We start from the raw sequence: 18,975 nt of genomic DNA, 5'->3' as shown, positions 1-18,975 counted from the left end.
GGGGGCCGGCTCTTGCTTAGCTTTTTTGCAGTTCTTTCATTCTGGCCGTTACTTTTTCTCTTTTTTGTTCATAATCTTTTTGTTTTTCTTTTTCTTCTTCAACAACGTGGGCAGGAGCTTTGCTGACAAATCCTTCGTTGTTCAGCTTTTTAGTGACCCGTTCCACTTCTTTATCGAGCTTGTCTTTTTCCCGCTGCAGACGCTCTATTTCTTCATCTACGTTAATCAAGCCTTCGAGCGGCAGAAAGATTTCTGCCCCGCTCAGAACGTGAGAAATGGACTTTTCCGGAGCTTCCAGTGCCGCATCAATAGTCAATGTCTCCGGGTTTCCGAACCGTACAATATAGTCCCGGCTCCGTTCGATTCGTTCCAAGACCTGGCTGCTGGACGGCTTCAGGCTCATCGGCACTGCTTTACTCGGTGGAACATTCATTTCCGCCCGTGTATTCCGGACTGAACGAATAACCTCCTGAATTAATTCCATATCACGTACCGCTTCCTCGTCAAACAGCTGAGGGTCTGCTGTCGGCCAGGAAGCACTCATGATCGACGTCCCCTCATGGGGAAGGTGCTGCCAAATTTCTTCTGTAATAAATGGCATCATAGGGTGAAGCATGCGCATCGTCTGGTCGAATACATGAACAAGCACGGACTGGGCCATTTGTTTCGGCTGTTCGGCTTCGCCGTACAGTGGAAGTTTAGCCATTTCGATATACCAGTCGCAGAGGTCATCCCAAATAAAGTTATAAAGCGTCCTTCCGGCTTCGCCAAACTCATATTTTTCCATCAGCTGGGTGGCGTTCTGTTTTGTTTCCTGCAGCCGGTGTAAAATCCAGCGATCTGCTACCGTTTTTGTGCCTTTGAGCTCGATGTCTTCTGCCGTTACCCCTTCCACATTCATCAGCGTAAACCGGGCGGCGTTCCAAATTTTATTGCCAAAATTCCAGTTGGCCTCTACTTTTTCCCACTGGAAACGAATATCGTTGCCCGGCGTCGTGCCTGTAGCGAGCAGAAAACGCAGAGCGTCCGCCCCGTACTGATCGATAACATCCATCGGGTCCACCCCGTTGCCGAGGGATTTACTCATTTTCCGTCCTTCACTGTCACGTACCAGGCCGTGAATAAGCACGTCCTCAAACGGGCGTTCTCCGGTAAATTCCAGCCCCTGAAAAATCATCCGTGACACCCAGAAGAAAATAATGTCATACCCGGTCACAAGCGCACTAGTTGGGTAATAGCGCGTATAGTCTGTGCTTTTTTCCGGCCAGCCCATAGTGGAAAACGGCCATAAAGCCGAACTGAACCAGGTATCAAGCACATCCTCATCCTGCTTCCACTCTTCTGGGTTTTCCGGTGCCGTGCGCCCGACATAAATTTCACCTGTTTCTTTATGATACCAGGCCGGGATACGGTGCCCCCACCACAGCTGTCGGGAAATACACCAGTCCCGAATATTTTCCATCCACTGCAGATACGTTTTTTCGAAGCGTTCCGGCACAAAGGTAACTTTTTCTTCCTTCTTCTGAAGCTCTACGGCCTGGTCCGCAAGCGGCCCCATATTTACAAACCACTGCGTGGAAAGATACGGTTCAACTACGGCGCCGCTCCGTTCGGAATGGCCGACAGAGTGCATATGTTCTTCAATATCAAACAGAATGCCCTCTGCCTTTAGATCCTTCGTTAGCTGCCGACGACAGGCAAAGCGGTCCATGCCTTCGTAGACGCCGGCATTTTCATTCATGCTGCCGTCTTCATTCATCACAAGCACGCGCGGCAGATCATGGCGGTTGCCCATTTCAAAATCATTCGGATCATGCGCAGGCGTAATTTTCACTGCCCCTGAACCAAAATCCATGTCTACATAGTCATCTGCGATGATCGGAATTTCTCTTCCAATCACGGGGAGCACGGCTGTCTTACCAATAAGGTGTTTATAACGACCGTCCTCTGGGTGTACGGCTACTGCCGTATCGCCGAGCATTGTTTCCGGCCGGGTCGTCGCTACTTCGATCGAGGTGTTTTCGCCTTTAACCGGGTAACGCATATGGTAAAAGTGACCCTGTACTTCTTTGTATTCCACTTCAATATCTGAAAGTGCTGTCTGCGTTTCAGGATCCCAGTTGATAATGTATTCACCCCGGTAGATAAGGTCTCTTTCATACAATGAAACAAACACTTCCCGCACCGCTTCCGACAGGCCTTTATCAAGCGTGAACCGCTCTCTCGAATAGTCGAGTGACAGCCCGAGCTTGGCCCACTGGCTGCGGATGAAATCTGCATATTCTTCTTTCCACCCCCACGTTTTTTCGAGGAACGCTTCCCGCCCGAGCTCATATCGGCTTGTGCCTTCTTCCTTCAGCTGCGCCTCGACTTTGGACTGGGTGGCGATACCAGCATGGTCCATCCCCGGAAGCCATAAAGCGTCATAGCCCTGCATGCGTTTCATGCGGATTAAAATATCTTGAAGTGTTGTATCCCACGCATGGCCGAGGTGAAGCCGGCCGGTCACATTCGGCGGCGGAATAACGATAGTATACGGGGTGCCATCTGTCTGGCCTGCTTCAAATTGGCCGGTTTCTTTCCAAAACTCATACCAGCGGTTCTCTGTTTCTTTTGGATCATACTTTTTCGCCATTTCCATTTCTTGTTTTCCCATACAAATCCCCTTTCTTCTCATAAAAAAACTCCTCATCCCTAGTAAGGACGAAGAGTTTTCGCGGTACCACCTTAATACCCGCTGCCAAGCAGGCACTTTCCCATAACGGCGGTTACCGTCTTTTCTTACTGTATGCGTTCAGAAAAGAAGCTCGAGGGCGACTTTCCGCACGGGTTGTTAAAGAATCTCTCAGCCCTGGATTCTTTTTCTGTACAACGAACCTGCGTGCGTACTCCTCCCTGTTTCTGCTTTTATTATTAATATTGCTTTAGTGTCTTTATTTTACGAAACGAAGACCCATGCGTCAACTGTCTTCCCCGTGTTCTTTATTTGCAGCCAGGCTTGCAAAGACGCGGTCAGCCGCATCAATGGTCCGCTCGATGTCTTCTTCACTGTGCTCTGTCGATAAAAACAGCCCTTCGAACTGCGAAGGCGGAAGCGAGATGCCTTCTGCCATCATTCCACGGAAATAACGGGCGAACATCCCTAAATCAGATTTTTTCGCAGAGGCAAAGTCAACAACGGGTTCATCGGTAAAGAACAAGCCGATCATTGCCCCGGCCCGGTTAATTTGATGAGGGATACCGTGTTTAGAAGCCGCCCGGTTCAGTCCTTCTTCAAGCTGGGCAGCACGGGCACGAAACGTTTCGTAGCTTTTTTCGTCCACCTGCCTGAGCGTTTCAAGTCCGGCTGTCATCGCCAGTGGATTGCCGGAAAGTGTGCCTGCCTGATAGATAGGCCCGTCCGGCGCAATCTGCTGCATAATATCGGCACGGCCGCCGTAGGCTCCCACCGGAAGGCCGCCGCCAATGACCTTTCCAAGGCACGTGAGATCAGGCGTCACGCCGTAGTGGCCCTGGGCACTGTTATAGTCCACCCGGAAGCCGCTCATAACTTCATCAAAAATCAACAGGCTTCCGTACTGGTTCGTAATGTCACGAACGCCTTCCAAAAACCCTTCTCCGGGGGTGACAACGCCCATGTTACCGGTAACAGGCTCGAGGATAACTCCGGCAATTTCGTCACCGTACTCGTCGAATGCCTTTTGCAGGCTGTCGAGATCGTTGTACGGAACCGTCAGCGTGTTCTGGGCAATGGAGCCCGGGACGCCCGGGCTGTCCGGCAACCCCAGCGTAGCAACACCGGAACCGGCTCGAATAAGAAGGGAATCCCCGTGGCCGTGGTAACAGCCTTCCATTTTCACGATTTTATCCCGGCCGGTAAATCCGCGGGCTAGGCGCAGAGCGCTCATGGTCGCTTCCGTGCCCGAATTCACCATCCGTACTACTTCAATAGATGGTACCCGGTCAACGACAAGCTCTGCCAGGCCGGCTTCGGTTACGTGCGAGGCTCCAAAGCTCGTACCCTTTTCAGCCACGATCTTCAAGCTGTCGACCACGTGTTCATTCGCATGCCCGAGAAGAAGCGGTCCCCAGGACATCACATAGTCAATGTATTCGTTTCCGTCGATATCTTTAATGCGGGAACCTTTGCCTTCGTCCATATAAACGGCCGGATGGCCGACAGATTCATATGTCCGCACAGGGCTGCTGACGCCGCCCGGCATTACTTTCTTTGCGCGTTCATGTGCGTGTATTGAATTATGATACGATTTCATGTCATACCTCCTGAATACTTAAAGTTATCTTGTTGCTATTCCCGTCCTTATTATAACGAAAACAAGCCCTGGACTGAATACATTCCAGAGCTTGTTTTTATTATTTACTGTCTTCCTGCATATAACGGACAGCGTCTTTGGCAAAGTAGGTTACGATCAGGTCCGCACCGGCACGCTTCATGCTGGTCAGTTTTTCCATAACTATATCTTTTTCATTTACCCATCCGTTTTGGGCAGCAGCTTTAATCATCGCATATTCCCCGGACACATTATACGCTACCACTGGATAACCGGTGCGCTCTTTCACTTCTCTCACAATATCGAGATAAGCAAGAGCCGGCTTCACGATAAGAAAATCGGCTCCCTCTTCGACATCGGTTTCCGCTTCCTTCAACGCTTCAAGCCGGTTCGGAGGGTCCATCTGATAGGTTTTCCGGTCCCCAAACGAAGGCGTGCTGTGAGCCGCGTCACGGAAAGGCCCGTAAAAGGCACTGGCATATTTAACTGTGTAGGACATCAGCGGGACCGTGACGTGCCCAGCCCGGTCAAGTCCTTCCCGGATCGCCGCTGTAAAGCCATCCATCATGTTCGACGGGGCAATAATATCTGCCCCGGCTTCTGCCTGGGACACGGCAGTTTCTGTTAAGTTTTTCAGCGATTCATCGTTATCCACATAGCCTCCATGAATCACCCCGCAGTGGCCATGGTCCGTATACTGGCACAGACAGGTATCCGCAATTACTGTTAACTCCGGATTGTGTTCTTTTATCTGCCGGATTGCCCGCTGGACGATACCGTTTTTTAGAAAAGCCGGCGTCCCTTCTGCATCTTTTTCTTCCTCATGAGGCACGCCAAATACGATAACGCTCGGAATTCCGAGGGATTCCAACTCATCCATTTCTGCATTCAAATAATCCAGAGAAACGTGGTAAACGCCCGGCATGGACGGTACTTCTTTACGCACATTCTCTCCTTCGACCACAAAAATAGGATAGATTAAATCGTTGGGCCTTAGTTCGTTTTCTCTTACCATTGCTCTTATACCCGGCGTCGTCCGCAGCCTGCGGTGCCGGCGGAAATGTAAATCAGCCAATGTGAAGCCTCCTAAATGATTTCCTTGGTTTTTTCTATGATTCCTTCGACGGAATGGACCTCTGCTTCATAAACATGCTTGAAGCCGCTCTCGCGGGCAGCGCGTCCGGTCGAGGGGCCGATTGCCACTACGGGAATAGCTGAAAGCACCTGCCGGTAAGCACCTGCAAGCTGGTGCAGCGCATTTATAGAGGAGGGACTCGCCGCTGTCAGCACGTCGATCTCCCGGGTTTTTAAGACAGACTGAAGGAGGGAGTTATTTTTTTCTTCGGGTACCGTTGTATACAAATGCCACACCCAAATGTTGATACCCTGGGCTGCCAGCAACCGGTGCAAGGTGTCAGCCGCCTGGGCGCTTTGAGGAAGAAGTACACTTTCCCGGCGGTCGATTACCCGCCCGGCTGATTCAGCTAACGAAACAGCGTTATATTTTTCCGGCATCAGCTCTACCTGAAAGCCTTCCAGTTCCAACGCTTGTCTGGTTTTTGGTCCTACAGCAGCTGTTTTTAAACCGTCAGGAATACCAAGACCATACCGTTTTTTCCATCCTGCCAAATAGTAGACGGCATTCACGCTTGTAACAAGCATCCAGTCTATATCGCCGTTCTTCCAGCGCTCTGCTGCCTCCTCCTCCTGTTTGTATCTTGGCACCGTAGTAATAACCGGCACCGCTTTAACACAACAGCCTGCAGACTGAAGACCCTGCACCAGACTTGCATTCTGGCCGGTCCCTCTTGTCACCAGCACTGTTGCTGTCACTACTCTTCCCCCATCTCTTCCCGGGCCTGTTCCAGAATTTCTTTGCCGCCTCTTCCAAGCAGGGCATGAGCAGCTTTTTTGCCCATACCCTCTGGATTATCACCTGTCAGCTTTTCCCTCAATATATTTTTTCCGTCTGTAGAGCCGATCATCGCAGTTAACTGCACATTCCCCTGTTTATTTAAAGTAGCATACCCGCCGATCGGCACCGCACATCCACCCTCTACTGCTTTAAGGAAAGCCCGTTCCGCAGCTACACATACCGCTACCGGCTCATCATGCAGATGTTGAATGATCTTTAATATATCTTCATCTCCGCTTCGGCATTCAATACCAAGCGCTCCCTGTCCTACAGCCGGTACGCACATAGCAGGGTCCAGGAATTCTGTTACAATTTCATCGCTCCAGCCCATACGCTCGAGGCCTGCAGCCGCCAGAATAATAGCGTCGAAGCTTTCCTCCCGCAGCTTTCGAAGCCTGGTTTCAATATTGCCCCGAATCCACTGAACGTTCAAATCCGGACGCTCCGCTTTAATTTGAGAAGTGCGTCGCAGACTGCTTGTACCGATCACAGCCCCGAGCGGAAGATTATGAAATTTTACATGATCGTTTGCAATATAGGCGTCTCTTGGATCCACACGGTTTGTCACCGCACCAACTTCGAAGCCTTCCGCCATCTCCCCGGGAAGATCTTTCATACTGTGCACAGCTATATCGATTTCACCGTCTGTAAGCGCCTGTTCAATTTCCTTTACAAAAAGTCCTTTCCCGCCAACTTTGGAAAGCGTTCGATCCAGAACACGGTCACCTTTTGTGGAAATTTTTTTTACTTCAAAGCGATAAGGAAGGTCCAGCTTCTCAAGCTCTTTTTGCACCCACTCCGTCTGTTTTAAAGCCAGATTACTTTTTCTCGTACCAAGGGTAATTGTCCGCATGCGTCTAGCCATTCCTTTCTAAGCATCCTTATTTATTATAAGTACCATATATGAAACTGACTCAAATCACTGGAGATAAAATAATTAATCAGTAAAACCACAAAACAGGCAACATTTAAAAGCGCCATTCGGTAACCGCGCCAATGATGAACAGCCAGTAAATAAATATACGTGCTGTAAAAACCAAGAAGAATGATCGAGCCAATCACTTTCGCATCCTGCCAGGGAAGAGCATCGTACCACCTGCCTGCCCAGAGAAAACCAAAGACCAGCCCTGCGAATAAAAGAGGGACTCCGATCACTGTGGTCGTGCCTGCCAGCTTTTCCATTTTCGGAAGGTTCTCCATCCTGATTAACCGTTTCCCCCACAGCTTTCTTTTTAAAAGCTGGTGCTGCAGCACATACATCGCTGAGAATACAAATGCCAGTGTGAACGAAGCATAAGAAAGCAGAATAAAAATTATATGCACAACGAGCGTTTCAGATAGCAGCAGTGTTTCAAGCTCGTTTGGGATATCGCCATTAAACGAAAACGAGCTGAACGTCATCAGTAAAAAACCGATCACATTTAAAAAGAAAACCAGTACATCCATTCGAAAAAACCAATTCACAATAAGTGAAATGGTTACAAGAGACCAGGCGTAGAAGTACATGCCTTCAAAAGGCGTTATTACGGGCGCACGGTCATACATAATTATTCTAAGTACTAAAAAGGCCGTCTGCGACGCCCAGACAATAGAAAGCAACCAGAAGGCGAGTCGGTTCACCTTCCGGTTGGTCTGGGAAAAATCAACGAAGTAGCAAAGGACGCTCAGGCCGTATAGTACAATCGTTAAAATATAAATAATTCCTTCGGCTGCAACCATCCTGACGCCCCTCTCTTAGGAACGAACAGCGACGTCTGTCGCGTAAGCATACGGAAGGCGGAATCCGCGTGATTCTCTAGAGGCATTCCATTCCTCCTCCGCTTCTTCCTTGCGTATTTGGCGCTCCTCTGCTGCTCTTGCTTCTTCTACTTCCTCTTCAAGTGCAAAGATTTCAGTAAACAGCTGCAGCATTTCTTCTGCATCGTTATTATCAGCCATTTCTTTTGCTTTTGTTATCGGATCCTTGATCATTTGATTAATGATACTTTTCGTATGCTTACGCAGTACTTTTTTCTCCCGCTCCGTAAGCTCCGGAAGTTTACGCTCTACGCTTTCCATAGTATCTGCCTGGATGGCCAAAGCTTTTGTGCGCAGAGCTGAAATCACCGGCACCACTCCGAGCGTGTGTACCCAGTCCTTGAAGTCCGACACTTCGGTATGGATCATTCTCTCCATCAGTGCCGCAGCTTTTTTACGTTCCTCCATATTGGAATTTACGATATCCTGCAGATCATCAATGTCATACAGAAAAACGTTATCGAGCTGATTCAGTGCCGGATCAAGATCTCTTGGCACAGCAATATCCACCATAAACAGCGGCTTGCCTTTTCGTTTCTTGTTAGCGGAAGCAACCTGTTCTTTACTCAGTACATACGCATCCGATCCCGTGGAGGAAATCAACACGTCTGCCTGTACAAGCGCATTAGTAAGCTCATCCATCGATTTTGCTTTTCCATTAAACTGTCTGGCAATCTGTTCTGCTTTTTCGTACGTGCGGTTAAACACCGTCACTTCGGCAGCACCGCCCGAATGCAGGTGTTTAGCTGTCAATTCGCTCATCTTTCCGGCTCCCAGAACAAGCACGCGTTTATTTTTGAACGAGCCGACTACTTTTTTTCCAAGCTCTACAGCCGCATAGCTGACCGAAACGGCATTGTCATTAATTTCTGTTTCGTGATGGGCCCGTTTGGCGTACGTGACTGCACGTTTAAACAGTTCGTTAAATATTGTGCCGGTGGTATCATTTTCATGGGCAGTAGCAAGTGCATTTTTCACCTGTCCCAGTATTTGCGTTTCTCCGATCACCATGGAATCCAGACCGCTTGTGACCTGAAATAAATGCTGCACTGCTGCATCATTTTCACGTATATTCAGGAAAGGGCCGAATTCTTCCTGCGGCATTTCAAACCAGCGGCCGAGAAATTTTTTCACAAAATGTCTTCCTGTGTGCAGCTGATCGACGACCGCATACACTTCTGTCCGGTTACAAGTAGATACGATGACGCATTCCAGGATACTTTTCATATCACGAAGCTCCTGCAGTGCCTGAGGAAGCGTATCCTCTTGAAAAGCCAATCGTTCTCTCGTTTCAACTGGAGTTGTTTTATAGTCTAATCCAGCGACAATAATATGCATGTTCGTATCTTCACCCCCTGCGTCATCAATACCATGTTTAATGCAACCACCAGATGTTCAACTCTATTTTTACATTCCACTCTTCACACAACCCATTGTATCACACAACTATTTATCTTTTAGCGTTAATTTGTGAACAAGGGCTGACAGTTTCTTTTCTGCTTTATTTATCATTCACTCACTTTTACAATGTATAACTTCCACTTTTTATTTTCAAATAAACTGCTCAATAGCCCGCCACGCTTCATCTTTTCCCTGGGCAGTTTCTGCAGAAAACACCACCGTCTGGTCTTCTGACTTAAGATTAAGCGTTTCTTTGACACGCTTTAAATGCCGGGGACGTTTGTTTTTTGTAATTTTGTCCGCCTTTGTGGCGATAATGACTACCGGAAGCTCGTGGAATTTCAGGTAATCGTACATCGCGATATCATCTTTTGTCGGCTCGTGGCGAAAATCAATAATCAAAAAAGCGGCTTTAAGCACATCTCTGCTTTTAAGATATTCTTCCATCATTTCGCCCCAGGCAGCCCGCTCACTTTTTGAAACTTTCGCGTAGCCGTAGCCGGGGACGTCTACAAACAAAAAACGATCCTCGATATTATAAAAGTTGAGCGTGCGTGTTTTACCGGGTTTTGAGGAAGTCCGGGCCAGATTTTTTCTTGCCAGCAGGGAATTAATAAATGAAGACTTCCCTACGTTGGACCTTCCGGCCAAAGCAATTTCCGGAAGCCCCCCCTCAGGGTATTGCTTAGGGCTGACCGCGCTTATCACCAGCTCCGATTTATGAACTTTCATGTTTCTCCTCCAATGCTTCTTTTAACACTTCATCAAGATGTTTCACCGTGATAAATGTAATGTCTTTTTTGATGCTCTCCGGTATATCTTCCAGATCCTTTTCATTATCGGCCGGTATTAGGATCGTCGTTAGACCGGCCCGGTGGGCGCTCATTGATTTTTCCTTCAGTCCGCCGATCGGCAGCACTCTGCCGCGCAGAGTGATTTCTCCGGTCATTCCTACTTCCTTTTTCACTTTTCGTCCGGACAATGCAGACACCAGGGCTGTTGCAATCGTAATACCAGCGGAAGGCCCGTCCTTTGGAGTGGCTCCTTCCGGGACGTGGATATGAATATCCCATTTTTCCTGAAAATTAGGATCCACTCCCCAATCGTCCGCTTTTGCCCGAATATAGCTGAAAGCGGCCTGGGCGGATTCTTTCATAACATCGCCTAGTTTTCCGGTTAACTGGAGCTGGCCGTTTCCTTTTGCAAGAGAAACTTCGATAGATAGAGTTGTGCCGCCAGCCGAGGTATAGGCAAGGCCGGTAGCTGCCCCCACCTGGTCTTCTTCTTCCGCGCGTCCATAGCGGTATCTTGGACGTCCAAGCAGTTCTTCAATTTTCCCTGGCGTTACTACTACCTTTTTATTTTCACCCATAACGATCAGCTTTGCTGCTTTCCGGCAAACCGCTGCAATTTCTCTTTCCAGTCCCCGGACGCCTGCTTCTCTCGTGTACTCGCGGATCAGCTTCAAAAGAGCCCCCTGCCGGAATTGAATACTGCCCTTTGTCAATCCATTCTCTTTAATCTGCTTTTCTACAAGGTGATTTTTGGCGATGCCTTCTTTTTCAACTTCGGTATACCCGGCTATTCGGATAACCTCCATACGGTCAAGCAGCGGCTCAGGAATGGAATTCATATTGTTGGCGGTGGTGATAAACATCGTTTTGGAAAGGTCGTACGGCTCTTCCACATAATGATCTTCAAATGTATTATTTTGTTCCGGATCTAATACTTCAAGCATGGCTGAGGACGGGTCTCCGCGGAAATCACTTGCCATCTTGTCGATCTCGTCAAGCAGAAATACCGGATTAACAGTTCCAGCTTTTTTCATGCCCTGAATAATGCGTCCGGGCATAGCGCCGACATACGTTCTTCGGTGGCCGCGTATCTCTGCTTCATCCCGGATGCCTCCGAGGCTCATTCTCGTGAAGTTACGGTCGAGCGAGCGGGCAATGGAACGTGCTAAGGATGTTTTTCCAACGCCTGGCGGTCCGGTAAGGCACAAAATAGGTCCCTTCACTGATTCTGTCAGCTGTTGTACAGCTAAGTGCTCGAGCACCCGGTCTTTGACTTTTTCGAGGCCGTAATGATCTTCGTCGAGCACACGCTGGGCACGCTTAATGTCGAGCTGGTCTTCAGTTTCCTCATACCACGGTATATCCACAAGCCATTCGATATATGTCCGGATAACGGAAGTCTCTGCAGAAGCCCCAGGCATTTTTTCGTATCTCCGGAGCTCCCTTTCGGCCTTTTCCTGCACCTGCTCCGGCATGTTTGCCTGCTGAATTTTTTCCTGCAGTTCATCGACTTCGCTTTCTTTTCCATCAGATTCTCCGAGTTCTTTTTGGATGGCCCGCATTTGTTCGCGCAGGTAGTATTCCCGCTGCGTCTTTTCCATGGATTTTTTCACGCGCTGGCCAATCTGGTTTTCAAGTCCTAATACTTCTTGTTCTTTCTGCAGAATATCGATAATTTTACGAAGCCGCTCCGATGCAGTGAACTGTTCAAGCAGCTCCTGCTTCTCTGCCACTTTTAACGGCAGATGGGAACTGATCATATCAGCGAGCCGGTCAGCTCCTGCTATATCCTGCACCGACTGTATTGTTTCACTGGAAATACGCTTGGAGGCAGTGGCGTATTGTTCAAAAGCCTCGAGTGCTTTTCTCATAAGCGCCTGCTCTTCAGCTGAATCTGTGTGCTCTTCTGTAGGCAGTACTTCCATTTCCACTTCGAAAAAATCGTCTTTGTCGATAAACTCTTTTATTTCTGCGCGTTCCAGACCTTCCACCAGCACACGGATAGTTCCGTTTGGAAGCTTCAGCATCTGCTTGATTTTTGCCACCGTACCGACATGATACACATCAGCTTCTCCCGGATTATCTACTGATAAATCTTTCTGCGTTACGAGCAGGATGCGGCTGTCTTTCGCATTAGCCTGTTCAAGGGCTTCTACTGATTTATCTCTTCCCACATCCAAATGAAGCACCATCGAAGGGAAAACAAGCAGCCCGCGAAGCGGCAGCATCGGAATGGAGATCGTGGTTGTATTTGGCATTCATTAACACCTCTATCGTCAAATTATGTTCGTTTGCTGGGCAATAATACAGTTGTTACGTTCTAAAGGTATACTATTTATTTTATCCTATTTATAAATTTACTGTCTATGAAACATTACTCATTGACAGGAAGTGGCGTATAAATACTATGTATAAATAATCAGAACCCCCGCACCATACGGATGCGGGGGTTTCTGTATAAGGTTCCTTTTCATTCAGGCGAAAAACCGTTTATGCACTTTCTTTCGGTTTGTACTGTTTTAATGTCACTTCTTTGCCGTCTTTTGTTTTCAGAAGAGGTGATCCATCACTATCTACGCTTTCTGCTGTAATAGTGCAGGAAACAATTTCTTCTTTGGAAGGCAGATCATACATGACATCAAGCATGATGCCTTCGATAATAGAACGAAGTCCCCGAGCCCCGGTTTTACGCTCAATTGCTTTGCGGGCAATCGCACGTAGCGCGTCTTCAGTGAATTCAAGCTCCACTTCGTCCATTTCCAGCAGCTTCTGATACTGCTTAACGAGCGCGTTTTTCGGCTGCGTAAGAATTTCAATCAATGCTTCCTCGTCCAATTGCGACAAGCTGGAAATAACCGGGATACGGCCGATAAATTCAGGAATCAGGCCATAACGGAGCAGGTCTTCCGGCAGAATCCGGCTCATGTATTCATCGTGGCCCATCTCTGCATTTTCAGATTCCGCTCCGAAACCGATAATTTTACGGCCGAGACGTTCTTTTACAATCTGCTCGATACCATCAAATGCACCGCCGCAGATGAAAAGCACGTTGCTTGTATCGATCTGGATGAATTCCTGATGAGGATGCTTTCTGCCGCCTTGCGGTGGAACACTTGCTGTTGTTCCTTCCAGAATTTTCAGGAGGGCCTGCTGCACCCCTTCCCCGGACACATCACGAGTAATAGACGGGTTTTCTGATTTACGGGCTACTTTATCGATTTCATCAATATAAATAATCCCTTTTTCAGCTTTTTCTGTATCGTAATCAGCTGCCTGGATCAACTTCAGCAGAATATTTTCCACGTCTTCGCCTACGTACCCTGCTTCTGTTAAAGAAGTCGCATCCGCGATCGCAAACGGGACGTTCAGAATACGGGCCAGCGTCTGGGCTAATAACGTTTTCCCGCTACCGGTCGGGCCTAGAAGCGCTATATTACTTTTGGCCAACTCCACATCGTCGGTTTTCTTAGTCGAATTTACACGTTTGTAGTGATTATAGACCGCTACAGAAAGTGATTTTTTCGCTCTTTCCTGGCCGATAACATAATCATCAAGTGTCTCATTAATTTCGTACGGCTTCGGAATTTCTTCGAATTCCACTTCTTCTTCTGAACCTAATTCTTCTTCCACGATCTCCGTGCACAGTTCGATACATTCATCACAAATGTATACCCCGGGCCCGGCGACCAGTTTACGAACCTGATCCTGAGTTTTTCCACAGAAGGAACATTTCAACTGACCTTTTTCTTCATTGAATTTAATCAACTGGTTCACCCCTCACCTAAATATGAAACGCTTGAAACAGCGTAATGTATACAATCAAACCGTCTGATTGAGCCTTCCAGCTATTCTTCTCAGCGCGGCATATTCTCTGTTCTATCTACAAACAAATATTAATTCTTCGTTTACTATATAGGAGATTTTTAAATAACACAATTATTGCGCTTGAGTTGAATTGTATCATACTTTCCTATGGAAATCGAAACAATACCCTCCGCCCTGCGCAGGGCAAAACAATTGGGTTTTAAGCGTTTTAGGCGGAAAAATCCTGAAGGCACACTTCACCCTCAGGATTTTTACAGCATTTATGCCTTATTCGCTTTCGGCTTCTTCAGCTTCTGGTTTTTCCTTCTTCGGTACAGTTTTGCTGTGCTCTACAAGGTAATCAATCGCACGCTGCAGACGAAGATCCTGTTTCAGCATATCCACGCCGCCCTGCATTTCGATGAGGCTGCGGATTTCTTCTTTATCACGCTGGTACATGTCAGCCATTTTTTGAAGTTCGTTTTCCACGTCTTCTTCACTTGCTTCGAGGTTTTCCTGCTCGGCTACAGCTTCGAGTGTCAGATTCATGCGGACACGTTTTTCAGCTTCCGGCTGGAACTGCTCTTTCATGCCTTCTTCGTCCGTACCAGTAACCTGCTGATACATTTCAAGAGTCATTCCCTGGGACTGGAGACGCTGGCTGAATTCCTGAAGCATACGGTCGGATTCTGTGTTGATCATTGCCTGCGGAATTTCTGCTGAAGCTTTCTCCGCTGCTTGTTCAACTACTGTGTCACGCTCGTGATGCTCTTTTTCATGCTCACGATCATGTTCGAGCTGATGGCGCACTGCTTCTTTAAGTTCGTCGAGTGTTTCTGCTTCGTGCTCTTCTACGTCCTTCGCGAATTCATCGTCGAGCTCTGGAAGCTCTTTACGCTTGATTTCATGAAGTTTGACATGGAAGACAGCTTCTTGCCCGGCAAGGTTTTCAGCATGGTATTCTTCCGGAAAGGTAACCGTAATGTCTTTTTCTGTACCCGGCTGCATGCCTACAACCTGCTCTTCAAATCCTGGAATGAAGGAATCGGAGCCGATTTCAAGCGAATGATTTTCCGCACTGCCGCCTTCAAAAGCTTCTCCGTCTACGAAGCCTTCGAAATCAAGTACAGCAGTATCCCCGTCCTGAACTTCGCCTTCTTCGACCACGGCAAGATCTGCATATTTGCTTTGAAGATTTTCAAGCTCTTCATTCACTTCTTCATCTGATACAGAGGTATCGAACTCTTCTACTTCAAGCCCTTTAATTTCGCCGAGCTCTACTTCCGGCTTCACGGTAACTGTTGCTGTGAATTTCAGGTCTTTGCCCTTTTCCACTTCTTCCACATCAATTTCCGGCCGGTCAACTGGTTCAATTCCCGCTTCATCCACTGCTTCGGCATAAACATCCGGAAGCAGGATATCCAATGCGTCCTGATATAAAGACTCTACTCCAAAACGGCTTTCAAAAAGCTTCCGCGGTACTTTTCCTTTACGGAATCCTGGAATAGATACATCGTTTTTCACTTTATTAAATGCTTGATCCAGAGCTTTATCAAACCGTTCCGACTCTACGTCTACGGTTAAGACTCCCTGGTTTCCTTCTTTCTTTTCCCAACTGGCATTCATTCAAATTCCCTCCAAATAACTAGGTTCTACCGTGTAAACAACTACCCTATTATAACATAACACTAAACCATTTCAATGAATGAATCATTTTCCGCTAAACTTACTCCCACAAGGGATTAAACAATACTCTCAAATGGGGTGTTTCAAATTTCCTGAATGAACCCCTGAATCCTTTCATATTCCTGCTGCATCGACTTAAATCCTGGTTCAGCCACCCCGTAAAAATCCCTGATACCCTTTTCGTCCGGGAGCGGCTCAAACTGCCGGAACGTCTCGAAGTGCAGAACTGCTGCCAGCACTTCAATCTGGACTGAAGGCGGGAAAGGATAGTAGTACAACAGCAGCTGCTGCAGCAACTCTTTTGCATGCTGCAGAAGAACCGGGTCTTTGTCGCTGAGCGAGCTGTCCAGCAGAAACGAGGACTCCTTATATGAACTGCTTTCTTCCAAAGCCGGCAGCGTCGAGGGGGCAAACTCCCCTTTCCTTCCCAGCTTCTCCACCCATATAGTCTCCTCGACCTGCCAATCCTTTAAGAGCAGCAGAAGGAAACTCTTCATTAAAGGAGAGGTCTCCGGGCGGGCAAGCAGCTCCCTTATCGCAGACCTCCATGTTTCCGGCCCTTCTTTTCGAAGCACGTTTAACACATTCAGTTTCTGCTCCTCCGTGCCCATTTGAAGTATCATTTCCCATTCCACCGGCAGCGAAGAACGGTCCTCCGGTATTGGATTATTATATTGTTCTGTATCAACTTCCGTCTGCATCATTCCGCCAGCCAGGGTATACAACTCCTCGAACTGCTCCCGAAGATGGCTGGGGATGCTTTTTGTCTCCTGTACTTCGTCCAGCGTTTCAACTACCTGGTCGTACCTGCCCAGTTGGGCCAGGACCGGCACATATACTTGCAGGATTTCGAGAAAATCACTGGTCCTGTCTTGCAGCAGCTCTTCCCCCCATGCGGCTGCCTTCTGCAGTTGCCCTGCTTCAGCATACGCCAACAGAAGACCATAGGAAGCATCCGGGTTAACACTGTCATGCATCAGTGCATGGCGAAACACATGTACTGCCTGTTCTTTTTCCCCCGCTTTCAGTTGTTCAAGTCCCTGCTTAACCAATCGGCTGGCTGTTCCGGGGAAAGAAACAACCTTCTGCTTCGGCATTTTACCCATCTGAAGCCTCCTTCTGTGCAAATCCGCTATGCCAGTAGATCATACATTTTCGGGTGGGCAGGTCAAATTGTATATATATGTATAAAGCTATGCAGCAAATCTTAATGTACAAAAGAAGACGGCCGCTATGGGCCGCCTATCCCGTTAAACTTTGACCCGTTTTTCATACGCTTCGATGTCTTCTTCATATTGAAGCGTAATACTAATTTCATCCCATCCGTTTAACAGCATCTCTTTCCAATAAGGATCTATTTCAAATGTCGCCTGAAAACCTTCATTTTTATCAGAGATCTGCTGATTTTGTAAATCTACTGTTAAGTGGTACTCTTTATTCTTCCCGTTCTGCATCAGTTCATAAACCTGATTTTCGGGTAGTCTTACCGGCAGTATACCGTTTTTAACACAGTTATTGTAAAAAATATCTGAATAGCTGGGTGCGATAATAACCCGAAACCCATAGTCCTGAAGGGCCCACGGGGCGTGTTCCCTCGACGAGCCTGAACCAAAATTGTGATCAGCAATCAAAATCGAAGCATTGACTGCCGATGGATAGTTCAGTTCAAAAGAAGGGTCTTCTTCCCCATCTGACTTGAAACGCCAATCGAAAAATAAAAATTGACCGAACCCAGTACGCTCCACGCGCTTTAAGAACTGCTTCGGAATAATCTGGTCTGTGTCCACATTAGCCCTTTCCAGTACAGCCGTATTTCCTTCATGCACCGTGAGTGCTTCCATCCCGGTCCCTCCTTATGACGAAACTGTTTTATCTAAATTGCGCACATCTACGAAGTGTCCATAAATAGCAGCCCCTGCTGCCATAGCCGGACTGACCAGATGTGTCCTTGCTCCTTTTCCCTGCCTGCCTTCAAAGTTCCTGTTGGAGGTGGAGGCACACCGCTCTCCCTCCGGCACGAAATCAGGGTTCATACCGAGGCACATGCTGCACCCCGAGTCTCTCCATTCAAATCCAGCTTCCTTGAACACCTGGTCGAGTCCTTCCTCTTCCGCCTGCAGCTTTACCTGCTGGGAGCCCGGCACCACCATTGCCCGGATGCCCTCAGCTACTTTGTTGCCGCGGATAATTTTAGCAGCTTCACGAAGGTCTCCGATCCGTGCATTGGTACAGGAACCAAGAAACACATGCTGCACATGGATATCTGTAATTTTCGTCCCGGGCTCCAGTGCCATGTAATCCAGCGATGTTTTAATCACTTTTTTTTCAGTGGCATTTCTGCCGTCTTCCGGATACGGAACGGTGCCATGGATACCTACACCCTGGGATGGATTGGTCCCCCATGTTACCATTGGCTCAATTTCGTCTCCGGCGATCACCACGCGTTCATCGTATTCGGCTCCTTCGTCTGTAGCAAGCTGGCGCCACTGGTTCACTTTTTCATCAAACGCTGCACCTTCCGATACAAATCGGCGGCCTTTCAAGTAATCAAACGTTACCTGGTCCGGGCTGATCAGACCGGCACGCGCGCCGGCTTCGATAGACATGTTGCATATCGTCATCCGCTCTTCCATTGTCAGCCCACGGATTGCCTCGCCTGTATATTCCAGTACATAACCGCTGCCGAAATCAACGCCGAATTTTGCAATGATCGACAAAATAATATCCTTGGCTGTTACCCCGGTGCCCAGTCTTCCATCCACGTGGACCTCCATCGTTTTCGGAGGAGACTGCCACAACGTCTGCGTGGCAAGCACATGCTCCACTTCACTTGTACCAATTCCAAAAGCAAGAGCTCCAAAAGCACCGTGAGTAGACGTGTGACTGTCACCGCAAACTATTGTTTTCCCTGGCTGGGTCAGTCCGAGCTCTGGACCGATAATATGCACGATACCGTTATTTGGGCTGTGAATATCAGCAAGCTCCACGCCAAACTCTTTACAGTTATCAAAAAGAGTATCAATCTGCTTTTTCGAAATGGCGTCTGTAATAGACTCCCGGTTCAACGTCGGCACATTATGATCCATCGTCGCAAAGGTCAGATCCGGCCGCCTTACCGGGCGTCCGCTCAGCCGGAGTCCTTCAAAGGCCTGCGGGGACGTGACTTCGTGGACCATGTGAAGGTCAACATACATTAAATTCGGTTTACCGGCTTCGGCACGAACTGCATGCTCATTCCAGATCTTATCAATGATAGTTCTAGGCTTCATGGAACTTCCTCCTTTTA

The 18,975-nt window shown here is 48.0% G+C and carries 14 protein-coding genes and 1 other annotated feature; all 14 genes read right to left on the bottom strand.

Translation table 11 applies throughout. The annotated features are described in order from the left end of the window. Positions 1-16: 16 nt before the first annotated feature. Positions 17-2,656 (bottom strand): valine--tRNA ligase, encoded by a 2,640-nt coding sequence (locus ACTTK6_RS07295; protein WP_079475822.1) that lies wholly within the window; start codon positions 2,654-2,656, stop codon positions 17-19. A gap of 40 nt (positions 2,657-2,696) precedes the next feature. Further along, positions 2,697-2,911, bottom strand: a binding site (T-box leader). Positions 2,912-2,960: 49 nt separating this feature from the next. Then, a complete protein-coding gene (hemL, locus tag ACTTK6_RS07290) occupies positions 2,961-4,274 on the bottom strand; it encodes a glutamate-1-semialdehyde 2,1-aminomutase (RefSeq protein WP_462833083.1) in 1,314 nt (437 codons plus the stop codon). Between the two features lie 100 nt (positions 4,275-4,374). Beyond that, positions 4,375-5,367: a porphobilinogen synthase gene (gene hemB / locus ACTTK6_RS07285; RefSeq protein WP_462833082.1), complete on the bottom strand. Its 993-nt coding sequence runs from the start codon at positions 5,365-5,367 to the stop codon at positions 4,375-4,377. A gap of 11 nt (positions 5,368-5,378) precedes the next feature. Further along, positions 5,379-6,125 (bottom strand): uroporphyrinogen-III synthase, encoded by a 747-nt coding sequence (locus tag ACTTK6_RS07280; RefSeq protein WP_462833081.1) that lies wholly within the window; start codon positions 6,123-6,125, stop codon positions 5,379-5,381. Then, positions 6,125-7,060 carry a hydroxymethylbilane synthase gene (gene hemC / locus ACTTK6_RS07275; protein WP_462833128.1) on the bottom strand — a complete coding sequence of 312 codons (936 nt, stop codon included), beginning with the start codon at positions 7,058-7,060 and terminating at the stop codon, positions 6,125-6,127. Before hemC ends, ACTTK6_RS07280 begins: the two co-directional genes overlap by 1 nt. A gap of 35 nt (positions 7,061-7,095) precedes the next feature. Further along, positions 7,096-7,926, bottom strand: coding sequence for a cytochrome C assembly family protein (locus ACTTK6_RS07270; protein ID WP_079475817.1), 831 nt, complete (start codon positions 7,924-7,926; stop codon positions 7,096-7,098). A gap of 15 nt (positions 7,927-7,941) precedes the next feature. Further along, the gene (gene hemA / locus ACTTK6_RS07265) at positions 7,942-9,342 is read right to left on the bottom strand and encodes a glutamyl-tRNA reductase (protein WP_462833080.1); all 1,401 of its coding nucleotides are present in this window, start codon (positions 9,340-9,342) and stop codon (positions 7,942-7,944) included. 213 nt (positions 9,343-9,555) lie between these two features. After that, positions 9,556-10,137, bottom strand: a complete 582-nt coding sequence (yihA, locus tag ACTTK6_RS07260) for a ribosome biogenesis GTP-binding protein YihA/YsxC (protein WP_079475815.1) — start codon at positions 10,135-10,137, stop codon at positions 9,556-9,558. Beyond that, entirely contained in the window at positions 10,124-12,457 is a 2,334-nt protein-coding gene (gene lon / locus ACTTK6_RS07255; protein ID WP_462833079.1) for an endopeptidase La, read from the bottom strand. The genes yihA and lon overlap by 14 nt, the downstream gene beginning before the upstream one ends. A gap of 232 nt (positions 12,458-12,689) precedes the next feature. Further along, positions 12,690-13,964, bottom strand: a complete 1,275-nt coding sequence (gene clpX / locus ACTTK6_RS07250; RefSeq protein ID WP_079475813.1) for an ATP-dependent protease ATP-binding subunit ClpX — start codon at positions 13,962-13,964, stop codon at positions 12,690-12,692. A gap of 327 nt (positions 13,965-14,291) precedes the next feature. Beyond that, on the bottom strand, positions 14,292-15,629 hold the full coding sequence (tig, locus tag ACTTK6_RS07245) for a trigger factor (protein ID WP_079475812.1): 1,338 nt from the start codon (positions 15,627-15,629) through the stop codon (positions 14,292-14,294). 143 nt (positions 15,630-15,772) lie between these two features. Further along, positions 15,773-16,795, bottom strand: a complete 1,023-nt coding sequence (locus ACTTK6_RS07240; RefSeq protein ID WP_462833078.1) for a tetratricopeptide repeat protein — start codon at positions 16,793-16,795, stop codon at positions 15,773-15,775. Positions 16,796-16,939: 144 nt separating this feature from the next. Further along, the gene (gene leuD, locus ACTTK6_RS07235; RefSeq protein ID WP_462833077.1) at positions 16,940-17,530 is read right to left on the bottom strand and encodes a 3-isopropylmalate dehydratase small subunit; all 591 of its coding nucleotides are present in this window, start codon (positions 17,528-17,530) and stop codon (positions 16,940-16,942) included. Positions 17,531-17,542: 12 nt separating this feature from the next. Next, entirely contained in the window at positions 17,543-18,958 is a 1,416-nt protein-coding gene (gene leuC / locus ACTTK6_RS07230; RefSeq protein ID WP_462833076.1) for a 3-isopropylmalate dehydratase large subunit, read from the bottom strand. Between the last annotated feature and the right edge of the window lie 17 nt (positions 18,959-18,975).

This window comes from Marinococcus salis (genome assembly GCF_054971365.1).
The sequence above is the reverse complement of the archived record's forward strand: the minus strand, read 5'-3'. Positions and strand labels throughout refer to the sequence as shown.

Coding starts and splice junctions, on each gene's coding strand:
- leuD (WP_462833077.1), bottom strand. CDS start 17,530: ATGGAAGCACTCACGGTGCATGAAGGAAATACGGCTGTACTGGAAAGG.
- tig (WP_079475812.1), bottom strand. CDS start 15,629: ATGAATGCCAGTTGGGAAAAGAAAGAAGGAAACCAGGGAGTCTTAACC.
- ACTTK6_RS07240 (WP_462833078.1), bottom strand. CDS start 16,795: ATGGGTAAAATGCCGAAGCAGAAGGTTGTTTCTTTCCCCGGAACAGCC.
- ACTTK6_RS07295 (WP_079475822.1), bottom strand. CDS start 2,656: ATGGGAAAACAAGAAATGGAAATGGCGAAAAAGTATGATCCAAAAGAA.
- ACTTK6_RS07270 (WP_079475817.1), bottom strand. CDS start 7,926: ATGGTTGCAGCCGAAGGAATTATTTATATTTTAACGATTGTACTATAC.
- lon (WP_462833079.1), bottom strand. CDS start 12,457: ATGCCAAATACAACCACGATCTCCATTCCGATGCTGCCGCTTCGCGGG.
- hemC (WP_462833128.1), bottom strand. CDS start 7,060: ATGCGGACAATTACCCTTGGTACGAGAAAAAGTAATCTGGCTTTAAAA.
- leuC (WP_462833076.1), bottom strand. CDS start 18,958: ATGAAGCCTAGAACTATCATTGATAAGATCTGGAATGAGCATGCAGTT.
- hemL (WP_462833083.1), bottom strand. CDS start 4,274: ATGAAATCGTATCATAATTCAATACACGCACATGAACGCGCAAAGAAA.
- hemA (WP_462833080.1), bottom strand. CDS start 9,342: ATGCATATTATTGTCGCTGGATTAGACTATAAAACAACTCCAGTTGAA.
- yihA (WP_079475815.1), bottom strand. CDS start 10,137: ATGAAAGTTCATAAATCGGAGCTGGTGATAAGCGCGGTCAGCCCTAAG.